Annotated in this window: 9 protein-coding genes; 7 read left to right on the top strand and 2 right to left on the bottom strand. The window is 60.1% G+C overall.

All coding sequences use genetic code 11. The annotated features are described in order from the left end of the window. Window positions 1–42: 42 nt before the first annotated feature. The 7 genes from AB4P92_RS26590 (at window position 43) to AB4P92_RS26560 (ending at window position 12,077) form a co-directional block, all read left to right on the top strand. Window positions 43–2,856: an ATP-binding protein gene (locus AB4P92_RS26590; RefSeq protein ID WP_261736143.1), complete on the top strand. Its 2,814-nt coding sequence runs from the start codon at window positions 43–45 to the stop codon at window positions 2,854–2,856. Next, window positions 2,843–4,030 carry an EAL domain-containing protein gene (locus AB4P92_RS26585; protein ID WP_261736142.1) on the top strand — a complete coding sequence of 396 codons (1,188 nt, stop codon included), beginning with the start codon at window positions 2,843–2,845 and terminating at the stop codon, window positions 4,028–4,030. Before AB4P92_RS26590 ends, AB4P92_RS26585 begins: the two co-directional genes overlap by 14 nt. Before the next feature lie 86 nt (window positions 4,031–4,116). Further along, on the top strand, window positions 4,117–7,284 hold the full coding sequence (locus AB4P92_RS26580; RefSeq protein WP_395598420.1) for an ATP-binding protein: 3,168 nt from the start codon (window positions 4,117–4,119) through the stop codon (window positions 7,282–7,284). Between the two features lie 21 nt (window positions 7,285–7,305). After that, window positions 7,306–7,953 (top strand): response regulator, encoded by a 648-nt coding sequence (locus AB4P92_RS26575; protein WP_261736140.1) that lies wholly within the window; start codon window positions 7,306–7,308, stop codon window positions 7,951–7,953. 109 nt (window positions 7,954–8,062) lie between these two features. Beyond that, window positions 8,063–8,659, top strand: coding sequence for a fimbrial protein (locus AB4P92_RS26570; protein ID WP_395598419.1), 597 nt, complete (start codon window positions 8,063–8,065; stop codon window positions 8,657–8,659). Between the two features lie 72 nt (window positions 8,660–8,731). Further along, window positions 8,732–9,481 carry a molecular chaperone gene (locus tag AB4P92_RS26565; RefSeq protein ID WP_261736138.1) on the top strand — a complete coding sequence of 250 codons (750 nt, stop codon included), beginning with the start codon at window positions 8,732–8,734 and terminating at the stop codon, window positions 9,479–9,481. Window positions 9,482–9,566: 85 nt separating this feature from the next. Then, a complete protein-coding gene (locus AB4P92_RS26560) occupies window positions 9,567–12,077 on the top strand; it encodes a fimbria/pilus outer membrane usher protein (protein ID WP_395598418.1) in 2,511 nt (836 codons plus the stop codon). Between the two features lie 154 nt (window positions 12,078–12,231). Here AB4P92_RS26560 and AB4P92_RS26555 read toward each other — a convergent pair whose 3' ends face one another. Both AB4P92_RS26555 and AB4P92_RS26550 read right to left on the bottom strand, forming a co-directional pair. Then, the gene (locus tag AB4P92_RS26555) at window positions 12,232–15,906 is read right to left on the bottom strand and encodes a translocation/assembly module TamB domain-containing protein (protein WP_395598417.1); all 3,675 of its coding nucleotides are present in this window, start codon (window positions 15,904–15,906) and stop codon (window positions 12,232–12,234) included. Beyond that, on the bottom strand, window positions 15,903–17,630 hold the full coding sequence (locus AB4P92_RS26550; protein WP_261736135.1) for an autotransporter assembly complex family protein: 1,728 nt from the start codon (window positions 17,628–17,630) through the stop codon (window positions 15,903–15,905). Before AB4P92_RS26550 ends, AB4P92_RS26555 begins: the two co-directional genes overlap by 4 nt. Window positions 17,631–17,682 lie beyond the last annotated feature (52 nt).

The following is a 17,682-nucleotide window of genomic DNA, read 5'->3' as shown; positions in this document are numbered from 1 at the left end:
CGTCTGATGTTTCCGGCACCTGGCCGTCCCTAGAGTGCCGGGATGAGATTAAAGAATTACCTCCACCAGATCAGCCCGATCCTCTCCACACCCCATGCTGCAAGGCGCATGCTACGCATTTTTGCCCTGGTGTTGCTGGTGGGCATTCTCGGCGGCGTCTACAGCTTTTTATTGTTTACCTTCAACAATGAAATCTCCCAGCGCCGCAGCTACATGAGCAGCGCGATTGCTGAAGCGCATACCTTTTTCACCACCCGTGAAGCACTGCTCGAAAGCCTGAGCCTGTCGGCCACGCGCATGGCCAACATGGATTTGCCGGTCTCCGAGGAAGAGATCCGCCTGCTGCTCGGGCAAACGCCGGGGCAGCAATGGAGCATCTGGCTGACCCAACGCATGCGCGATTACCTCAAGGCCCGGCAGCTCAATCTGGTCTACGTCAGCAGCGGCCCCCGGACCCAAGTGTTGCGCCTGTACAACGCAACCGCGGTGATCGGCCGTTTCCCCGAGACCATGCTCGAACAACTGCAGACCCTCAAGCACCACAACAGCGGCAACGTCAAAGAACTCTGGCTGACCCATGCCGCCGACGGCCACTCGCAGCTATACATCTTCATTCGTCTAGACGCGCGCGACATCAACTCCGGCTGGCTCGGCCTGGAAATGGAAGACCGCGAAGTCTCCAGCGCCCTGAGCGACCACAGTGCCGGCGAGTTCACCATGTTCAACTCGCAAGGCATGCCGCTGTTCAGCAACAGCCACAAGCCGCCGCCCGGGCAGAACCTGCCGCTGCTGCGGCAACAGGACTTCTTCGGGTTTGTCGGCAACGGGTGGCTGCCCGAGCAACTGGTGCTACGCAAGCAACTGAAATCATCCGACTGGCAGCTCACCTACTCCATCGACTTACTCGCGGTGCTCTGGGCGCTGTGGCCGCAAATGCTCGGCGCGCTGCTGTTCTGCCTGCTGAGCATCAGCCTGGTGTGCCTGCTGACCCGGCGTCTGGTACACCGCGTGATCAACCCGGCCATTCACCGGATTCAGGCGTTGGTGGAAAGCGAGCTGTTCAGCCGCGACGTGATCCAGACCGCCCCGGTTGCGCTGTGCGTGCTGCGCCGCACCGATGCTCAAGTGGTGCTGGAAAACACGCTCGCCCGCCAATGGCTGGGCCGCCGTGGCGAACAACTGGGGCCAGGCTGGATTCGCGCGGCGTTTGACACGCATGAACCTAATCTCACCGATTACTTCGCGACCGCCGATGGCCGCCACCTGTACCTGAGCTGCGCGCCGACCCGCTACAAAGGCGAAGACGTTTTGCTCTGTGCCTTCAGCGACATCAGTGCGCGCCGGCAAATCGAAGCGGCGCTGGAGCAGGCACGCCAGTCGGCCGACGCCGCCAACGAGGCGAAGACCTTGTTTCTCGCGACCATGAGCCACGAAATCCGCACACCGTTGTACGGCGTGCTCGGCACTCTGGAATTGCTTGCGCGTACGCAACTCGATAGCCAACAGAAAAGTTACCTGCAAGCCATCGAAGGTTCGTCCGCCACCCTGCTGCAACTGATCTGCGATGTACTCGATGTATCGAAAATCGAGGCCGGACAACTGGCGCTGGAATTGAGCGAGTTCCGCCCGACGATGCTGGTGCAGGAAGTGGTGCAAGGCTACGCGGCGGCGGCGCAGAGCAAAGGCCTGCAGCTATACGCCTGCCTTGATCCGCAAACGCCGGACCGGTTGATCGGCGATGCCAGCCGAGTGCGGCAAATCCTCAACAATCTGCTGAGCAACGCGGTCAAGTTCACCGATTCGGGCCGCGTGGTGCTGCGAATCAAATTGCTCGATCGCGAAGGCGAACGGGTGTGCCTGCAATGGCAAGTCTCGGACACCGGCAAAGGCATCACCCATGAGGATCAGGCGTTCATTTTCGAACCGTTCTACCAGACCGAAGGTAACACCAATGTAGTGGCTGGCACCGGCCTCGGCCTACCCATCTGTCAACGGCTGACGCACTTGATGAACGGCACCCTGCGCATGGTCAGCGAGCCGGGGTTGGGCAGCAGTTTTTCCTTGAGCGTGCCGCTGGAGCAACCCTCAAACAAGATCTCACCGGCCGTCGTGCCGGTATTGGCGCCGGACATCGTCTACGTGGTTTCGCCCGTGCGCGAACTGGCCGAAAGTCTCTGCGGCTGGTTGCGGCGCTGGGGTGCCCGCCCGCAGATCGGCGCACCTGACTGCACGGAGCCCGACGCGACGGCGGTGCTGCTTGAGCTGTATCCCGCGCCCTTCGATCAACGCCAGAGCCAGACATGGCCCGGCCCGCGAGTACTGGCCAGTGGCGACGGCGCTCATGAACCGCAGTTCGGCGCAGGTGGCTGGAAGGTCAATCTGAACGACCTGGCGGCGATTCAGCACGCCGTTCGCCAGGCGCAGGGCGGTCAGATTACCCACCACTCCGAGCAACGCGAACCCCATACGCTGCGTCCATTACACCTGCACCTTCTGGTGGCCGAGGATAACGTCATCAATCAACTGATCCTGCGCGACCAGCTCGAGGAGCTGGGTTGCACGGTGGCGTTGGCCAGCGATGGTAATGAAGCCTTGTCACTCTGGCGCGAGGGTGAGTTCGACATCGTCCTCACCGATGTCAACATGCCCCGACTCAATGGCTACGAACTGACCGCAGCCCTACGTCGTGCGGGCTGTATCACCCCGATCATTGGCGCCACTGCCAATGCCCTGCGCGGGGAAGATGCCCTGTGTCTGGCGGCCGGCATGAATCACTGCCTGGTCAAACCTTTTACCTTGCGAGCCTTGTTCGCGGTCCTGGCTCCTTATGAACGAGTAGCTCATGAAGCCCTGTAGCATTTTGATAGTCGAAGACCACCCTTTCCAGCACAGGTACTTGCAGAATCTGTTCAACGAGTTGGGTGACTTTGACATAGTCGGCGCCCGGGACGGCGAAGCGGCCCTGGCCTGCCTGAAACAACGCGGTTTCGACCTGGTACTCACCGATCTGTTGATGCCGGGCATGGACGGTGTGCAATTCATTCAGGGCCTCGCAGCGCAACGTACGCGCCCCGCACTGGCAATCATGAGCGCGGCCTCGCGACGGATGTTGATGGGCGCCAGTCTGGTGGCGAGCAATCTGCAGGTGAAAGTGATCGGGCTGATATCCAAACCGGTGACCGCCGCCGCCCTGCGCTGCCTGATCAATCAATTGCAGGCGCTGCGCCAGACGGTTCCGGCCGAAACCCGTCAAGGCATCGACCGGGAGCGTATTTTGCACGCGCTGGATCACGGGGAGCTGCAAGCCTGGTTTCAGCCCAAGAAAGCCCTGAGCAATGGCCGCATCGTCGCCGCCGAAGCCCTGGTGCGCTGGATTCACCCCGAGCATGGCACGCTGCTACCCGGCGGATTCCTCCCGGCGTTGGCCGCCTGTGGCCTCGAAGAGCAGCTGTTGTGGCGGGTGCTGGAACAAGCGATTGCCGCCCAGATCGACTGGCGCCAGCAAGGCTATGACATTCCGGTCTCGATCAACCTGCCGACGCACCTGCTCAACAGCCACGACCTGCCCGACCGCATCCACGCGTTCGTGCTGGCTCATCAAGGCTTGCCGGCGCGCATCTGTTTCGAACTGATGGAGTGCTCGGTGCCCGACGACATCAGCAACTTCTACGCCGGTGCCTGCCGCTTGCGGATCAAGGGGTTCGACCTGTCCCAGGATGATTTCGGCAAGGGCTACAGCTCTTACATGAATCTGGTCTCGGCGCCCTTCACTGAATTGAAGATCGACCGCACGCTGGTGCAAGGCTGCAACGCCAATGAGGAATTGGCCCAGGCGCTGACCAGCATTGTCAGCCTTGGCCGGCAGTTGGGTCTGACGGTGGTGGCTGAAGGTGTAGAAACCGCGCAAGAACTTGCTCTGTTGCGTAAAATCGACTGCACTCAGGTTCAGGGTTTCCTGATCTCCCACGCCGTGTCTTCGGATCAATTCCAGCAGTTGCTGACCCATGACGGGCCCGCGAACGCGTACTGATCCGCAAACGGGTGTTGACGACTGTCACTTGCTATTGAGGTCAATGTGTTCAAAGGCTCCCCTATCTCTGCGGCCCCGGCCCACTGATGTCTCATCCCAATGCCTTTCTGGAGAAACTCGCCAGCAGCTCATCGCGCCTGAACAAGAGCCTGCTTATGCTCGGCGCCTTGGTCTTGCTGTTGCTGGGCATAAGCTACGTGGGGGTCACGCGCATGGTCGAAGAGCGGCGCGATACCGTGCAATTTCACTTTGCCCGACTGATGGAGAATGTCCGCGAACAGGAAGTGTTCCTACAGGACATCGCACGGGGAAGCGCCAAGGGCGAGCAGCAGCCCGATACCCTGTTGCCTCCCTACACACAAAAGGCTCTGCCCGATGAAGGAGCGGACATCTATGAGGGCCGCGGCCTGCCGTTTTCGCTGCCCTACAGCCTGAAGATCAATCCGGCCAGGATCGCCTCCAGCCAGTACCCGAAAATCTTTGCACTCGGCACCCAACTGGCCGCTTACTACAGCGCGTTCTGGTCAGCGTCGCACTATCAGTCGCCCCAGGTCGTGCTGATCAATGGCCCCGACAATTTTGACGTGACCGTACCCTCTGCCGGGCGCTTGCGCGGTAACGAGCAGACGCAGGTTGGCCATCTGGTCGACGTGATGACGCAGGTGAACAAGCGCCTGCGCGGGCAGAACTCGCCGCGGCCCGATCTTCAGGTGCATTGGGAACCCTATGTCTCTGCCGAGCATGACAAGAGCACGCCAACCCTGCTGGCCTACGTGAGTATCAATCTGGCCAGCACTGCGTTGAACGTCGAGGGCGCCGATAACTGGCTGGTATTGGGCTCGCTGATGAACCTGTCCCAGGTCAATAACATCGAGCGGCTGATGCAGTGGTCGATCTACGACGACTTCACCTTGATCACCCCGCAGGGCGTGGTTTTGACCGGCGCACTGAGACCCGGCGAGGTGCTGGATGAAGGTGTGAATTTCAACCGTGACGGTCTGGTGTTCAAACTGAGCAGCCCCGGCGAGCAACACTGGACGGCGATCTACTTTATCAGTGTGCGCAGTTTCCTCGATTACGCGCTGTGGCCATTGCTGTGTCTGGTAGCGCTGGTGCTGGCGCTGCTCGGTAGCAGTCGGGCGGTCAATCGCTGGTACCAGACCCGGGTCATCCTGCCGGCGCAAAGTGCGCACGCGAGCATCGCCGAAAGCGAGGCGTTCAGCCGCGCGGTGATCGACACGGCGCCGACCGGCCTGTGCGTGATCCGTCGTAGTGATCACCACGTGCTGCTGGAAAACCAGCGCGCCCAGCAGTGGCATGACAACGGCCAGCTGATGAGCCTGCTCACCTCGCGCACCGCCCCCGGCCACGCAGACCTTGAACTCAATGGGCGCCACCTGCACGTCGCCTTCGTGCCCACCCGCTATCAGGGCCAGGATGCTTGGCTATGTGCGCTGCATGACGTGACCCGACATGTCGAAGATGCGGCAGCACTGGAAGATGCGCGCCAGGCCGCCGACTCGGCGAATCAGGCCAAGAGTCGCTTCCTCGCCACCATGAGCCATGAAATCCGCACGCCGCTGTATGGCGTGCTCGGCACCCTGGAACTGCTCGGCCTGACCGCGCTCGCCCCGCGTCAGCAGGATTACCTGCAGACCATCCAGCGTTCCTCCGCCACCTTGTTCCAACTGATCAGCGATGTGCTGGACGTGTCGAAAATCGAAGCCGGGCAAATGACCCTCGAACTTCAGGATTTCTGCCCGCTGGAACTGACCGAAGACACGGTGCGCACCTACAGCGCCTTCGCCCGTTCCAAAGGCCTGCAACTGTATGCCTGCATCGACGCGACGCTTCCGGATCGGTTACGCGGCGACCCGATACGAATTCGGCAGATTCTCAATAACCTGCTGAGCAACGCGATCAAGTTCACCGACAACGGTCGCGTGGTACTGCGGGTTCGGCTGCTGGACAGCGGCGACGGACGGGCCAATGTGCAGTGGCAGGTCAGCGATTCCGGGGTGGGGATTTCCCAGGCGCAACAACAGCGATTGTTCGACCCCTTCTATCAGGTCAACGATGCCTCCGAGCAGGCCGGTGCGGGACTGGGCCTGGCCATTTGCAAGTGGCTGTGCGAGTTGATGGAAGGCCAGCTGAACGTGGTCAGCGAACCCGGACTCGGCAGCAGTTTCACCCTGCAACTTGCGCTGGAACACGCGCCCGGCGAGCTTGCCGACTGCCCTGTACTCAACTCAGGTGCCCTCCCTGTCTACGTGCGGGCGCAGGTCGCTGAGCAGGCACAACACCTGATCGCCTGGCTCAACCGTTTTGGCCTCGACTGCCGCCCGCTTACGCCTGATACCCCAGCGTCATCATCGCTGCTGGTCGAGCTTTCACCTTTGCCCAACACCAGCTCCTGGCCCGGACCGAGGATCATCGCCACAGCTGATGGCCCCCATCCGGCGCAGTTACACGGGATCGATCATGAAGTCGACGCCCATGACGTGCGCGCGATCGCCTGGGCGATTCATTTGGCGCAACACGGCACCAGCAGCGACAGTCAGCCTGCGGCGACGGCCAAGCCCCAGCCCTTGAAGCTGCACGTGCTGGTGGCGGAAGACAACGTGATCAACTCGGCCATCATCAAGGAGCAACTGGAGGTGCTGGGCTGCTCGGTGGTCGTCGCGGCCAATGGCGAACAGGCACTGGCGCAATGGGCACCGGAGCGTTTCGATCTGCTGCTGACCGACGTTAATATGCCGGTCATGAACGGCTACCAATTGGCCAGAGCGTTGCGCGAACTGGACCAGACTCTGCCGATTATCGGCATCACCGCCAACGCCCTACGCGAAGAAGGCCAGCGCTGCGCCGCTGTCGGCATGAACGCCTGGATGGTCAAGCCGCTGAACCTCGCCACCTTGCGCGCACATCTGGAAAAACACTGCAAAATCGCCTTACCGGAGGCTGTCACGGCACCGATCCAGCTGTCACCGAAAATGCGCGAGCTGTTTGTCACCACCCTGCGTCAGGACATCCAATCCACCCTGACAGCACTGGACAGTGCCGATGCCTATCGCGTAGCGCAGCAGCTGCACAGCATGGCGGGCGCGCTGGGTGCAGTGCAGATCGAAGTCATGGCCACAATCTTTGTGGAGCTGGAGTGCCGTTTGCACGGCATGGCCGTGACCCGCGCCCTGGACCTGGAAGTCCGCCAGAATCTGGCTCGATTGAACGATCTATTGGATACCCTTGAATAATTTCACTCTGGATAATCACCCATGGAAACCCTCAACGTTGTCATTGCCGATGACCATCCCATCGTTCTGGTGGGGGTACGTGAGCTGGTTGAGCGTGACCAACGCTTTCGCGTGGTGGGCGAAGCCGTTTGCTCCAGCGAATTGATCAACCTGCTCGAAACCCGCCAGGTAGATCTGGTCATTACCGATTTCAACATGCCCGGCGACTCGACCTACGGCGATGGCCTGAAACTGGTGGAGTACCTGACGCGGCACTTTCCCGGCGTCCGCGTGCTGGTGTTGACGATGATTTCCAACCCGCTGATCCTGACGCGCCTACAAGAACTCGGGGTGCTGGCGATCATTCAGAAAAACCAGCTGCATAACGAAATCGAAACCGCGCTCAAAGCCATTGCCCGGGGTAGTCCGGTGCGCAGTAACGGGCCGCCGCCGACCTCGGTGCTCGTCGACAACGCTGACCTCGACGGGCGCTTTACCCGACTGTCACCCAAGGAACACGAAATATTGCGTTTATTTGTTTCGGGAATGGGCGTCAGCGAGATTGCCCGGAGTTTGAACAGAAGTGCCAAAACAATTAGCACTCAGAAGATATCAGCCATGCGCAAACTTGAAGTCAGCAGCGATCAGGACTTGCTGACTTATTGCATAGAGTGCAACTTGTTCAACTAACAATTAAAGACTCTCTAGTTAAAGACGACTTCTAGGAATCGTCTGATGTCAGAGCAAAAATGCGCGCCATATAGTGTTGTTGCTTTAACCACAACCATTGGAGAACAACATGAAAAAGCTGACTCGCGCACTTCTCGCCCTTTCAATCATTGCGGCTGCAGGCAACGCCCTGGCAGAAGATCCACCGGCCGGAACACCGACCAAGGCTGGTAGCGGCACCATCAACTTCACCGGTACCATCAACAACGACGCCTGTTCGGTTGAAGGCGCCGGCAAGAACAAGACCATTTCTGTCAACATGGGCGAAGTGTCGATCAAGGACATGGGCACCGCCACCGCACCGAAAGGCAACGGCGCCCTGAGCGTCGAGAACTTCGGCATGAACATCAACTGCAACGCCGGCACCAAGGTTGCGATGATCTTCCAACCTACCAAGGGTAATGGATCGGGCATTGAACCCGGCACCAAAGTGCTGCGCCTGATCGATGGCCTGGGGGCCGCAAAGGGTATCGGTATTGCATTGCTTGATTCCAACGGCGCCGTGATCGACCTGAGCTCGCCATCCACCGCGAAGATCGAAAACACCCTGCAGGACAGCAATACCACCCTGAAATTTTCGGCGGCCTACGTTACCACTGTAGATCCGAAATTGGCTGTTGCCGGTCGTGGCGATGCCACCCTGCCGTTCACGCTGCAATACGAATAACCCGCGCGAACACTCACGCCTGGTGCTGGGCCGATCGGCCCTGCACCCTCATTCAATTGCGCGGTACCCCATATGTTTTATCGTCACTCATTGTCCTTTTGTGCGGGCCTTTTGGGTCTGCTCGTGGCCAATCAGGCCACGGCCGGCATTTCCTTGAGCAGCACCCGTCTGGTCTTCGACGGCCAGCACAAGGAAGCCGGAATCACCGTGCGTAACAGCGGTGCAGATGTATTGATTCAGTCATGGATAGACACCGATGCCAGTGAAACCGCCTCCGTACCGTTTGCCGTGACCCCGCCACTGGTGCGCGTCAGCGGCGACGAACAGCAGATTTTGCGGGTGATCTACGAGGGCGCGGGCATGCCGACCGACCGCGAGTCGGTGGTCTGGCTCAACGTGCAGGAAATTCCTCAGTCGGCGAAATCCGCCAACACTTTGCAGTTGGCCGTGCGCCAGCGCATCAAGGTGTTCTTCCGCCCGCCGGCATTGCAAAACAAAGCGTATCTGGCACCGAGCGAACTGACCTGGCGCCTGGCCGAACGCGCTGGCAAGAGCCTGTTGATGGTGAACAATCCCGGCCAGTATCACGTTTCGATTGCCGATATCACCCTGCAATCCGGCGCAGTCAGCGAACATCCCTTTGATTCGATGATGATCGCGCCCGGCGAACAAAAAGAGTTCAGTCTGAAACAACTTCACAACGCCAATACAGCACGTCTGTTATTCAACAGCATTAATGACTATGGCGCACAAGACCGTTATAGCGCGCAACTTTCCAGCAGTGCCGATACGCGAGCCGGTTTAAACAAAGAAGCGCCATAACTTTCGTGCCGCTGTCATGGCCGCACTTTCACTGTATTTCTCTTCGCTCCGTTAGTTCGTATCGGAGGTGATATAGGGTTCCTGCATGTTTTTACTCAAGCGCGACGGATTGGCGCCATTTTCGATTGCCCTGGTGTTCAGCTGCACCTGCCTGGCCGATGACGAAGAACAATTCAATACATCGTTTCTGCAAGGCGCCCCCTCCTCTGTTGACCTGCAATCACTGCTCGCCAGCAGTCGCGTATTACCCGGCATTTACCGGATCGACCTCTACAGCAACGAGACGCTGGTCGGCCGTCACGATATCGATTTCCGGCGCCATCCGGGCACGGGCAAGATCGAAGCCTGCCTGACCCTTGAAATGGTGCAGCAACTGGGTGTCGACATTGGCAAACTGCAAGCCAGCGGCAAACTGGCCGGTGGTGAATCCGACGCCTGCATCGACTTGCCCGCCCTGATCGATCATGCCAGCGTGCGTTACGACGTACCTCGCCTGCGCCTGATGGTCAGTGTCCCGCAAAGCGCCATGGAGCGTGGCCGACGGGGTTACGTCGACCCGACGCTGTGGGACGAAGGCGTGCCCGCCGCGTTCATCAATTATCAGTTGAGCAGCAGCCGCAACAGCACCCAGGCTGACAACACCCAGTCCAACAACCTCGGCTTGCGCAACGGGATCAACTTCGGTGGCTGGCGCTTGCGCAACGAGTCGAACTTCAACAGCAGCACCGGCCGCCCCAGCACGTTCAAAAGCAACCGCAGTTACCTGCAACATGACGTGACCGCCGTAAGAGGCCAGTTCAGCGCCGGGGACATTTTCTCCGATGCCGACCTGTTCGACAGCGTGCGTTACCGCGGTCTGAAACTGGCCTCCGACGACGGCATGCGTGCCGACAGCGAGCGCGGTTATGCACCTGTGATTCGCGGCATTGCGCAGTCCAGTGCGACCGTGGAGATTCGCCAGAACAACTACATCCTCTACACCGCCAACGTGCCGCCGGGGCCGTTCGAGATCAGCGATATCTACCCCAGCGGTTCCAATGGCGACCTGGAAGTGACGATTATCGAAGCCGATGGCCGACGCCGGGTGACGGTGCAAGCCTTTTCCAGCCTGCCGATCATGGTCCGTCAGGGCCAGTTGAAGTACAGCGTCTCGGCCGGCCAGTACAACAGCAACAGCGAGGATCAGAAGACCCCGCAGTTTGTCAGCAGCACACTGGCGTATGGCATCAACAGCAACTTGTCCGGGATCGTCGGTGTGCAGGCGACGGATAATTTCAAGGCGTTGTCTGTCGGAGCCGGTCGCAATACCGCCATCGGTGCGATCTCACTGGACTTGACCCACTCCATGAGCAACACCTTCGGCGAAACGGTCACCGGTAACAGCCTGCGCGCGCTGTATGCGAAAACGTTCACCGGCACCGACACCAACTTCACCCTCGCCGCCTACCGTTACTCGACCGAGGGCTATCGCACCCTCACCGAGCACGTAGAGGAGTTGAACCGCGATGGCCAGCAACGCACCGGCAACTCGAAAACCCGCACCGACCTGACCGTCAACCAGAGCCTGGGGCGCAACCAGGAATATGGCAGCGTCTACGTGAACGCCAGCGACCAGCGTTACTGGGGGCGCGGCGGTTCGCAAAGTCTGTCGGCCGGGTACAGCAACTATTGGGGGGATGTGAGTTACAACATCGGCGCCACCTACTCCAAAGATGTCGGCAATTACGGGCCGGCAAACAACGACACGCTGGTCAACCTGTCTGTGTCATTCCCGCTGGGTTCCAAGCCCCGTGCACCGCGGGCCTTTGTCTCGACCAGCACGCAAAAATCCAGCGACACCACGCAGATGGGCATCAACGGCTATCTGTTGGAAGACAGCGACACCTATTACTCGGTACAAGCCGGCAAAAGCAGCACCGGCGGCAGCTCTGGGTCGGTCAACCTAAGCACCCGTACTTCGGTGATGGATATCAGTGCCGGCTACAGTCAGGGCCGCGGCTACAACTCGCAGAACCTTAACCTGGCAGGTTCCATCGTAGGCCATGCCGGCGGGATCAACTTGGGACAAACTGTGGGCGAGACGTTTGCGCTGGCGCAGGTCGAAGGCGTGGAGGGGGTGAAAATCGGCAGTTTCACCGGGGCGAAGACCGGCAGTAACGGCTTCGCCGTGGTGCCCAATGCTCAGCCCTATCGCGTGAACTGGATCAACCTCGACACCCGCGATCTGGGCGGCGATATCGAGATCGACAATGCGACCCGGCAAGTGGTGCCACGCCGTGGTGCGGTGGTGCTGGCGCGTTACACCAGCAAGACCGGACGCCGCGTGCAGTTCGCCTTGTTCGACGCGCAGCACCAGCCGATCCCGTTTGGCGCATCGCTGGAGGACAGCGCCGGCAAGCAACTGGCGATCTCCGACCCGGGCGGCAAGGCACTGGCGCTGGTAGAAGCCGACGCCGGTACCCTGACCATCAACTGGAAGAACCAGCGCTGCGAAGCGCCTTATGCCTTGCCGGAACGTAATAAGGCGCTGAACTACGAGCGGGTGGCGCTGGTGTGCCGCACGACAGCCTCTGAGAAATCCGCGGATCTCCAGTAACCCATCGTCTGCGCCGACGACTGAGAAGACGCCTTCGCTGGCAAGTCAGCTCCCACAGGGTCCTTGCCGGGCACACCATTCAGGTGTGCCAGAGAGACTTGTGGGAGCTGGCTTGCCAGCGATTGAAGCGACTCGGTTCAGGTGAAAGCGCGACCTAGAAATCGCGCTTGTAGAAGATATCCAGCGAACTGGCTACGCCACTGGCGACTTCGACGTAAACCTTCTTGCTCAGCTTGTACCGCAGGGCAATGGTGCTGGCCGGTTCAAATACGCCGACGCCATAACGCAGGCTGAGCTTCTCGGAGATATTGCCGCTGGCCACCACACTGGTGGCGTCGCCACTGCCTTGGGTGTCGAGCTGGAAATCCTGAATGCCCAGATCCTTGGCCAGGCCGCTGGTGACCCCGGCGCTGCCCATCAAGCCCAGGCCCAACGCCGCTTGCGCGAGCATGTTGTTGTCTTCACCGCTGGTGCTCAACGGGCGGCCGAGCACCAGATAGGACAACGCCTGTTCCTGACTCATCGCCGGCTCCGAGAAGATCTGCGTGGTCGGTTGTTCCGCGCTGCCGCTCAGGCGAATACCGGCGATCACGTCGTCAGTCTGGCGAATCGCTTCGATATCCAGATACGGCTGATCGATGGGACCGGCGAACAGCAGACGCGCACGCCGCACCGTCAGGCGCTGACCGTAGGCGCGGTAACGCCCGTCGTTGAGCCAGAGTTCGCCGCGAGTGTCCATGTTGTCACCGATGTGAACCTGACCTTGCAGATTGGCGGTCAGGCCAAAACCGGCGAAGCTCAACTTGTCTTGCCCGACCACCACGTCGATGTCCATTTTCATGGCTATGGGTGGTTTGCCCTGTTCGGTCTGCGCGCCGACGATGATCGTGTCATCGGAGACTTTCACCGTCGATGGCGGCAATTCACGCACGGTGATTTCGCCTTTGGGCACCAGCACTTTGCCGGCAATTTTCAGCTCATCGCCGGCCATGGAAATCTTCAGGTCCGGCGCCACTTCGAGCTTGGCGTAGGGTTCGACGCTGACCGGCAATTGCGTGCCCTTTAGCGCCAAATCCACCACCAGCGCCTGGCCCCAGGTGATGTTGCCGTTCAGGCTGCCCTGCCCGCTTTTGCCGCTTTTCCAGCCGCCGTCCAGACGCACCGATTCACCGGCAATCATCGCTTTGACTTGCAGATCCTGCAGCTCCATCGGTAACTCGGCGCCGGACACTTCGCCATCGCTGAGTTGCACGGTGCCGTTGACCAGAGGTGCGAGCAGACCACCGGAGATCGTGCCGCTGCCGTTGAGGCGCCCGGTGAGTTTCTCGATCATTGGCACAAACGGACGCGCCACGGACAGGTCCAGCCCGGTCAGGCGGAACGAGCCGCTCAGCGGTTTGTTTTTCGGCAGCGGATTGAGCTGCGCCTGCACCATCAGTTCGCCAAGTTTGCCGCCGACGAAGTTGAGGTCCGTGTCGATGCGTTTCGGGGTCAATTTACTGGTGAGTTTCAGTGTCTGGTACGGAAAGTCGAGCCACTGATCCTTCTCACGCATACGCAAGGTGCCGCCGCTGGCGTCGATGCTGACCACGCCATTGGGGCCGCTGGCCGGCAGGTCCAGTTGCAGATCGGCATTGAGCTTGCCCTGCCAGGCGAAGTCTTTCGGCAACCACTGCGCGAGGCTTTCAATCGGGAATTGCTTGAGGTGGTATCGCAGTTTCGGCTCGGGCATCAGCCGTTGATCTTCACCGCAGAAGCTGGCGCTGCCGGACACCCAGCAATGGGCGCCGAAATTGATTTTGCCGTCCGCCAGGCGCTCGAGCCTGGCCGGGTTTTGCAGTTTCCAATCCTGGCCGCCGGCCTGAATATCGCCGCTGGCCAGGCGCCCGCGCCAGTTGCCCTTGTCCAGATTGCCGTCCAGGCCGAGGGCCAGTTTCAGTTTCGGCCCGAGCAGGTCGAGATTGAGTTTCTGGCTCTTGATGTCGCCTTGGGCGCTGGCGGTCAGGGTGCCCAAATTCGTGTCGCCGGCCTGAATGCCGCTGCCTTTCAGATCGATCTTCGCTCGCTGTGCGCTGTCGAGGGTGGCGTCGAGATTTAGGCTTTGCAGGCGATTATCCTGAAAGGCCAGTTGCGAACCTTGCAGACCGAGCTTGCCTTGCGGTGCTTTCAATGTGCCGGCGACGTTGACCTGACCGTTGATCTGCCCACGCAGTTCTGGCCACAGCTGGGCCAGACGCGACAACTTGATGTCGATCTGCCCGGTGAGTTTCTGTTGCAGGCTGCCCTTGCCGCTGATGCTGTTGTCGCCGAGGCGGATTTGCAGGGCATTCAGATTCCATAGTTCGCCAGCGCCGTCAGCCTTGGCCTGGAGGATCGCCGGTTGGCCGCGCAGTTTGCCTTTGAGGTCGAGATCGGCAGTCAGGCTCAAGCGCTCGTTCTTCATTTCGCCTTGGCTTTTCAACGGCCCCGCCAGGGTGCCCGGCAGTTCTGCAACCCAATACGCCGGGTTGAGCGCCGACAGATCCAGCGCCGCGTCCCAGGCAATGCCGTCAGCAAACTGCACGTTCACGTGCCCTTCGGCCTTGCCCTGCCCGGCCTCCATTTTCAGTTGCGGCAAAGCGATCTGTTTAAGGCTGCCGCTGAACGGACTGCTCAGGCTGAATGCGCCCGCCGGGCCATCCAGCGCAGCGGCGAAATTACCGATGTACTGACCGTCGGTGTAAGACACTTCGCCATTGAAAGTACGCAAGGCGACTTGCGGCTCGTCGATTTCGTTATAGAGCCGATGCCACGGGAAATCCTGCCAATTGATGTTGGCTTGAGCCGTGATGCCTTTGCTCCAGTCGACGCTGCCGGTCAGTTTGAGGCTCTGCTGGTCGTTGGCGGTCAGATCGAGGCCGGCGATTTGCGCGCCGCTGGCGTCGACCTTGCCTTTGAGCAACAACGCCACCGGGCCTTTATCGGCCGGCAGCGTGGCGTTGCCAAGCAATTGGTAACCGTTCTTCAGGTCGCCCTCACCGGTCAATACCAATTGATTGAGTTGCAGGGTATCCGGCAGATCAGCGCTCGGTTTGAACGCCTCAGAAGTGATACGAACCTTGGCCGGCAGGTTTTCCGCCAGCGGTTGCAGTTCGCCGCTCAACTGACCGTCCAGGTAGCCACGACTGTCGGCGTGCAGGTTCAGGGTCTTCAACAGATCGCCGTCGATTTTCAACGCCAGCGTCCAGGGATCGGTGCCCGGAGACGGCAGGGTCAGATCCCCTGCAATGTTCAGCGGCCAGTTACCGGTGGGCTGGAGCAACCCGGACAGATTCAGGCTCAACTCATCGCGTTGCAATTTCACGCTGTCGATCTGCAAGCCTTTGGCGGTCCAGTGGGCCGCCAGTTGCAGGCCTTTGAGTTGTTCGCTGCCGTTGAACAGCAAACTGCCGACCTGCACATCACCCAGCTCGAGACCCAGCGGCAATTGCAGATCCGGCAATTTGATCGGGCCGCTTTCGGTGGTTTCTTCACTCGGCGGGAATTGCAAAACAACCCGATCAGCCTTGAGTTGATCGATGCACAACGTCATACGCGTCAGGCACAGCGGCGACCAGGCGAAGATTGCCTGATCCAGTTCAACCCGGCTGCTGTCTTGCTGCCAGACAAGATGATCGGCGCTCCATTGCCCGCCGAGGCGACCCTGGAAATTCTCCGTGCTCAAGCCCGGCACCAGACCCAGCGCCCAGCGGCTACCGGAGTTGGTTCCGAGTACGACGGCCACACTCAATACGATCAAGAACACCAACGCCAACAACGTCAGTGCGGTAATTTTCAAACCACGCTTCACAGCTCAGGCCCCATGGAAAAGTGCAGCCGGATGCCGCCATCGTCGTCCAGCGCATGGGCCAGGTCGAGGCGTATCGGCCCCACCGGCGAGACCCAGCGCACACCGATACCGACCCCGGTCTTGAGGTTCGGCAGTTCGAGTTTGTTGAAGGAATTGCCCTGATCGACGAAGGTCGCGACCCGCCATTTCTCGGCGACGGAGTATTGATATTCAACACTGCCGGCAACCATGTAGCGGCCACCGATGCGGTCGCCATCGGAGTTTTCCGGGGACAGGCTCTGGTAGTCGTAACCGCGCACGCTCTGATCGCCACCGGCAAAGAAGCGCAGCGACGGCGGGACCGATTTGTAACCGTTGGTGGCGCTGCCGCCGACCTGCACACGACCGAGCAGACGGTGTTTGTCGAACACCGTGGTCAAGCCCTTGACCAGCGCGGTGCCATATAAAAGGTTGGTGTCGGAGCCGACGCCTTCCTTTGCAACTTTGCTCTCAAAGGTCAGGCGATAGCCGTTGTGCGGGTCGATGCGGTTGTCACTTTTCAGGTACGAGTAACTGATGCCGGGCATCAGCAAGGTACTCAAGCCCGAGTCGTCGCCAAGCTCGTATTCCTCGCGCTGCCATTTCAACGAGATCACCCGTTGCCAGCCGCTGGGCAACTTGCTGTGCCATTCCGGGCCGAAGGTCAGCAGTTTGCTGAGCGTGTCGGAACCTTCGATGTCTTCGAATTGATAACCGCCGGCCCAACGCAATTTGTCGGTCAGCGGCGGGTCGAGCGGGATGTCGTAGAACAGCCCGACGTTCTGCCGCGGCGCCGAGAGTTCGGCTTCCCAGCCATAACTGTCGCCCTGCGGATTGACCCAGTGGCGCGTCCAGTTGGCTTTGATCCGTGGGCCGACGTCGGTCGAATAGCCGAGACCCAGGCCCATGGTGCGCGGCTTGCGAGTGTCGAGTTTGACGTCCACCGGGATCACGTCATTTTTTGCGGCAGTCGGAGCGGCGTCGACGCGCACGCCTTCGAAATAGCCACTCGATTGCAGATCGCGGTTGAGTTCGGCGATCAGTTCGGAGTCGTAAGGCTCGCCCGGTTTGAATGGCACCATGCGTTGCAGCAGATCTTCGTCGAACGGCGTATCGCCTTCGAAACTGACTTTGCCCAGCGCATAACGCGGGCCGCTTTCATAAATAAGTTCGACATCGGCGACGCCTGCGCGCGGGTCGACCAAGAGTTTTTGACTGGTGAAATGGCCACTGAAATAACCGAAGCGCGAGGCCTGATTCTGGATCAGTCGCTTGGCGTCTTCGTAGCGACCATGGTTGAGCACCGCGCCGGGCTTGAGCACGTCGGCTTTCGGTACGCGAAAGGATTTAAAGGAGGCAGCCGGGCCGTCGACACGGATGGTGACGTTGCGCAGGCGAATCGGCTCGCCGGGATCGATGTTCAGCACCAGGCGCGGCTTGTCACCGCCCTTCACGTCGCTGTCGATCTGCGGCTGGTAGTAGCCCAACGCCTGGGCCGCCTTGCGCGCCTGCTCTTCGGCACCACGACTGAAGCGCAGCAAGGCTTCTTCGTCGCGGTCACCGAGGCTGCCGATATAGCCTTCTATATTGGCCTTGAGTTCATCGTTGGACGGTTTGATCCGCACATCCAATTCACTTTGCGCCAGCGCCGCGCAGCTGGATAACAGCATGAGCACGCCACTGGTAAATCTTCCTGGAAACTTCATGGCGCGAATGCTATCACGGGCTTGGGAGCGTAATAGAAGAGGAAATTTCCCA

Source organism: Pseudomonas sp. A0308 (assembly GCF_044218815.1).
In the GTDB taxonomy this organism is placed as follows: Bacteria; Pseudomonadota; Gammaproteobacteria; order Pseudomonadales; family Pseudomonadaceae; genus Aquipseudomonas; species Aquipseudomonas iridis.
Note: the sequence above shows the minus strand (reverse complement) of the source record. Positions and strands in the feature narration are given on the sequence as shown.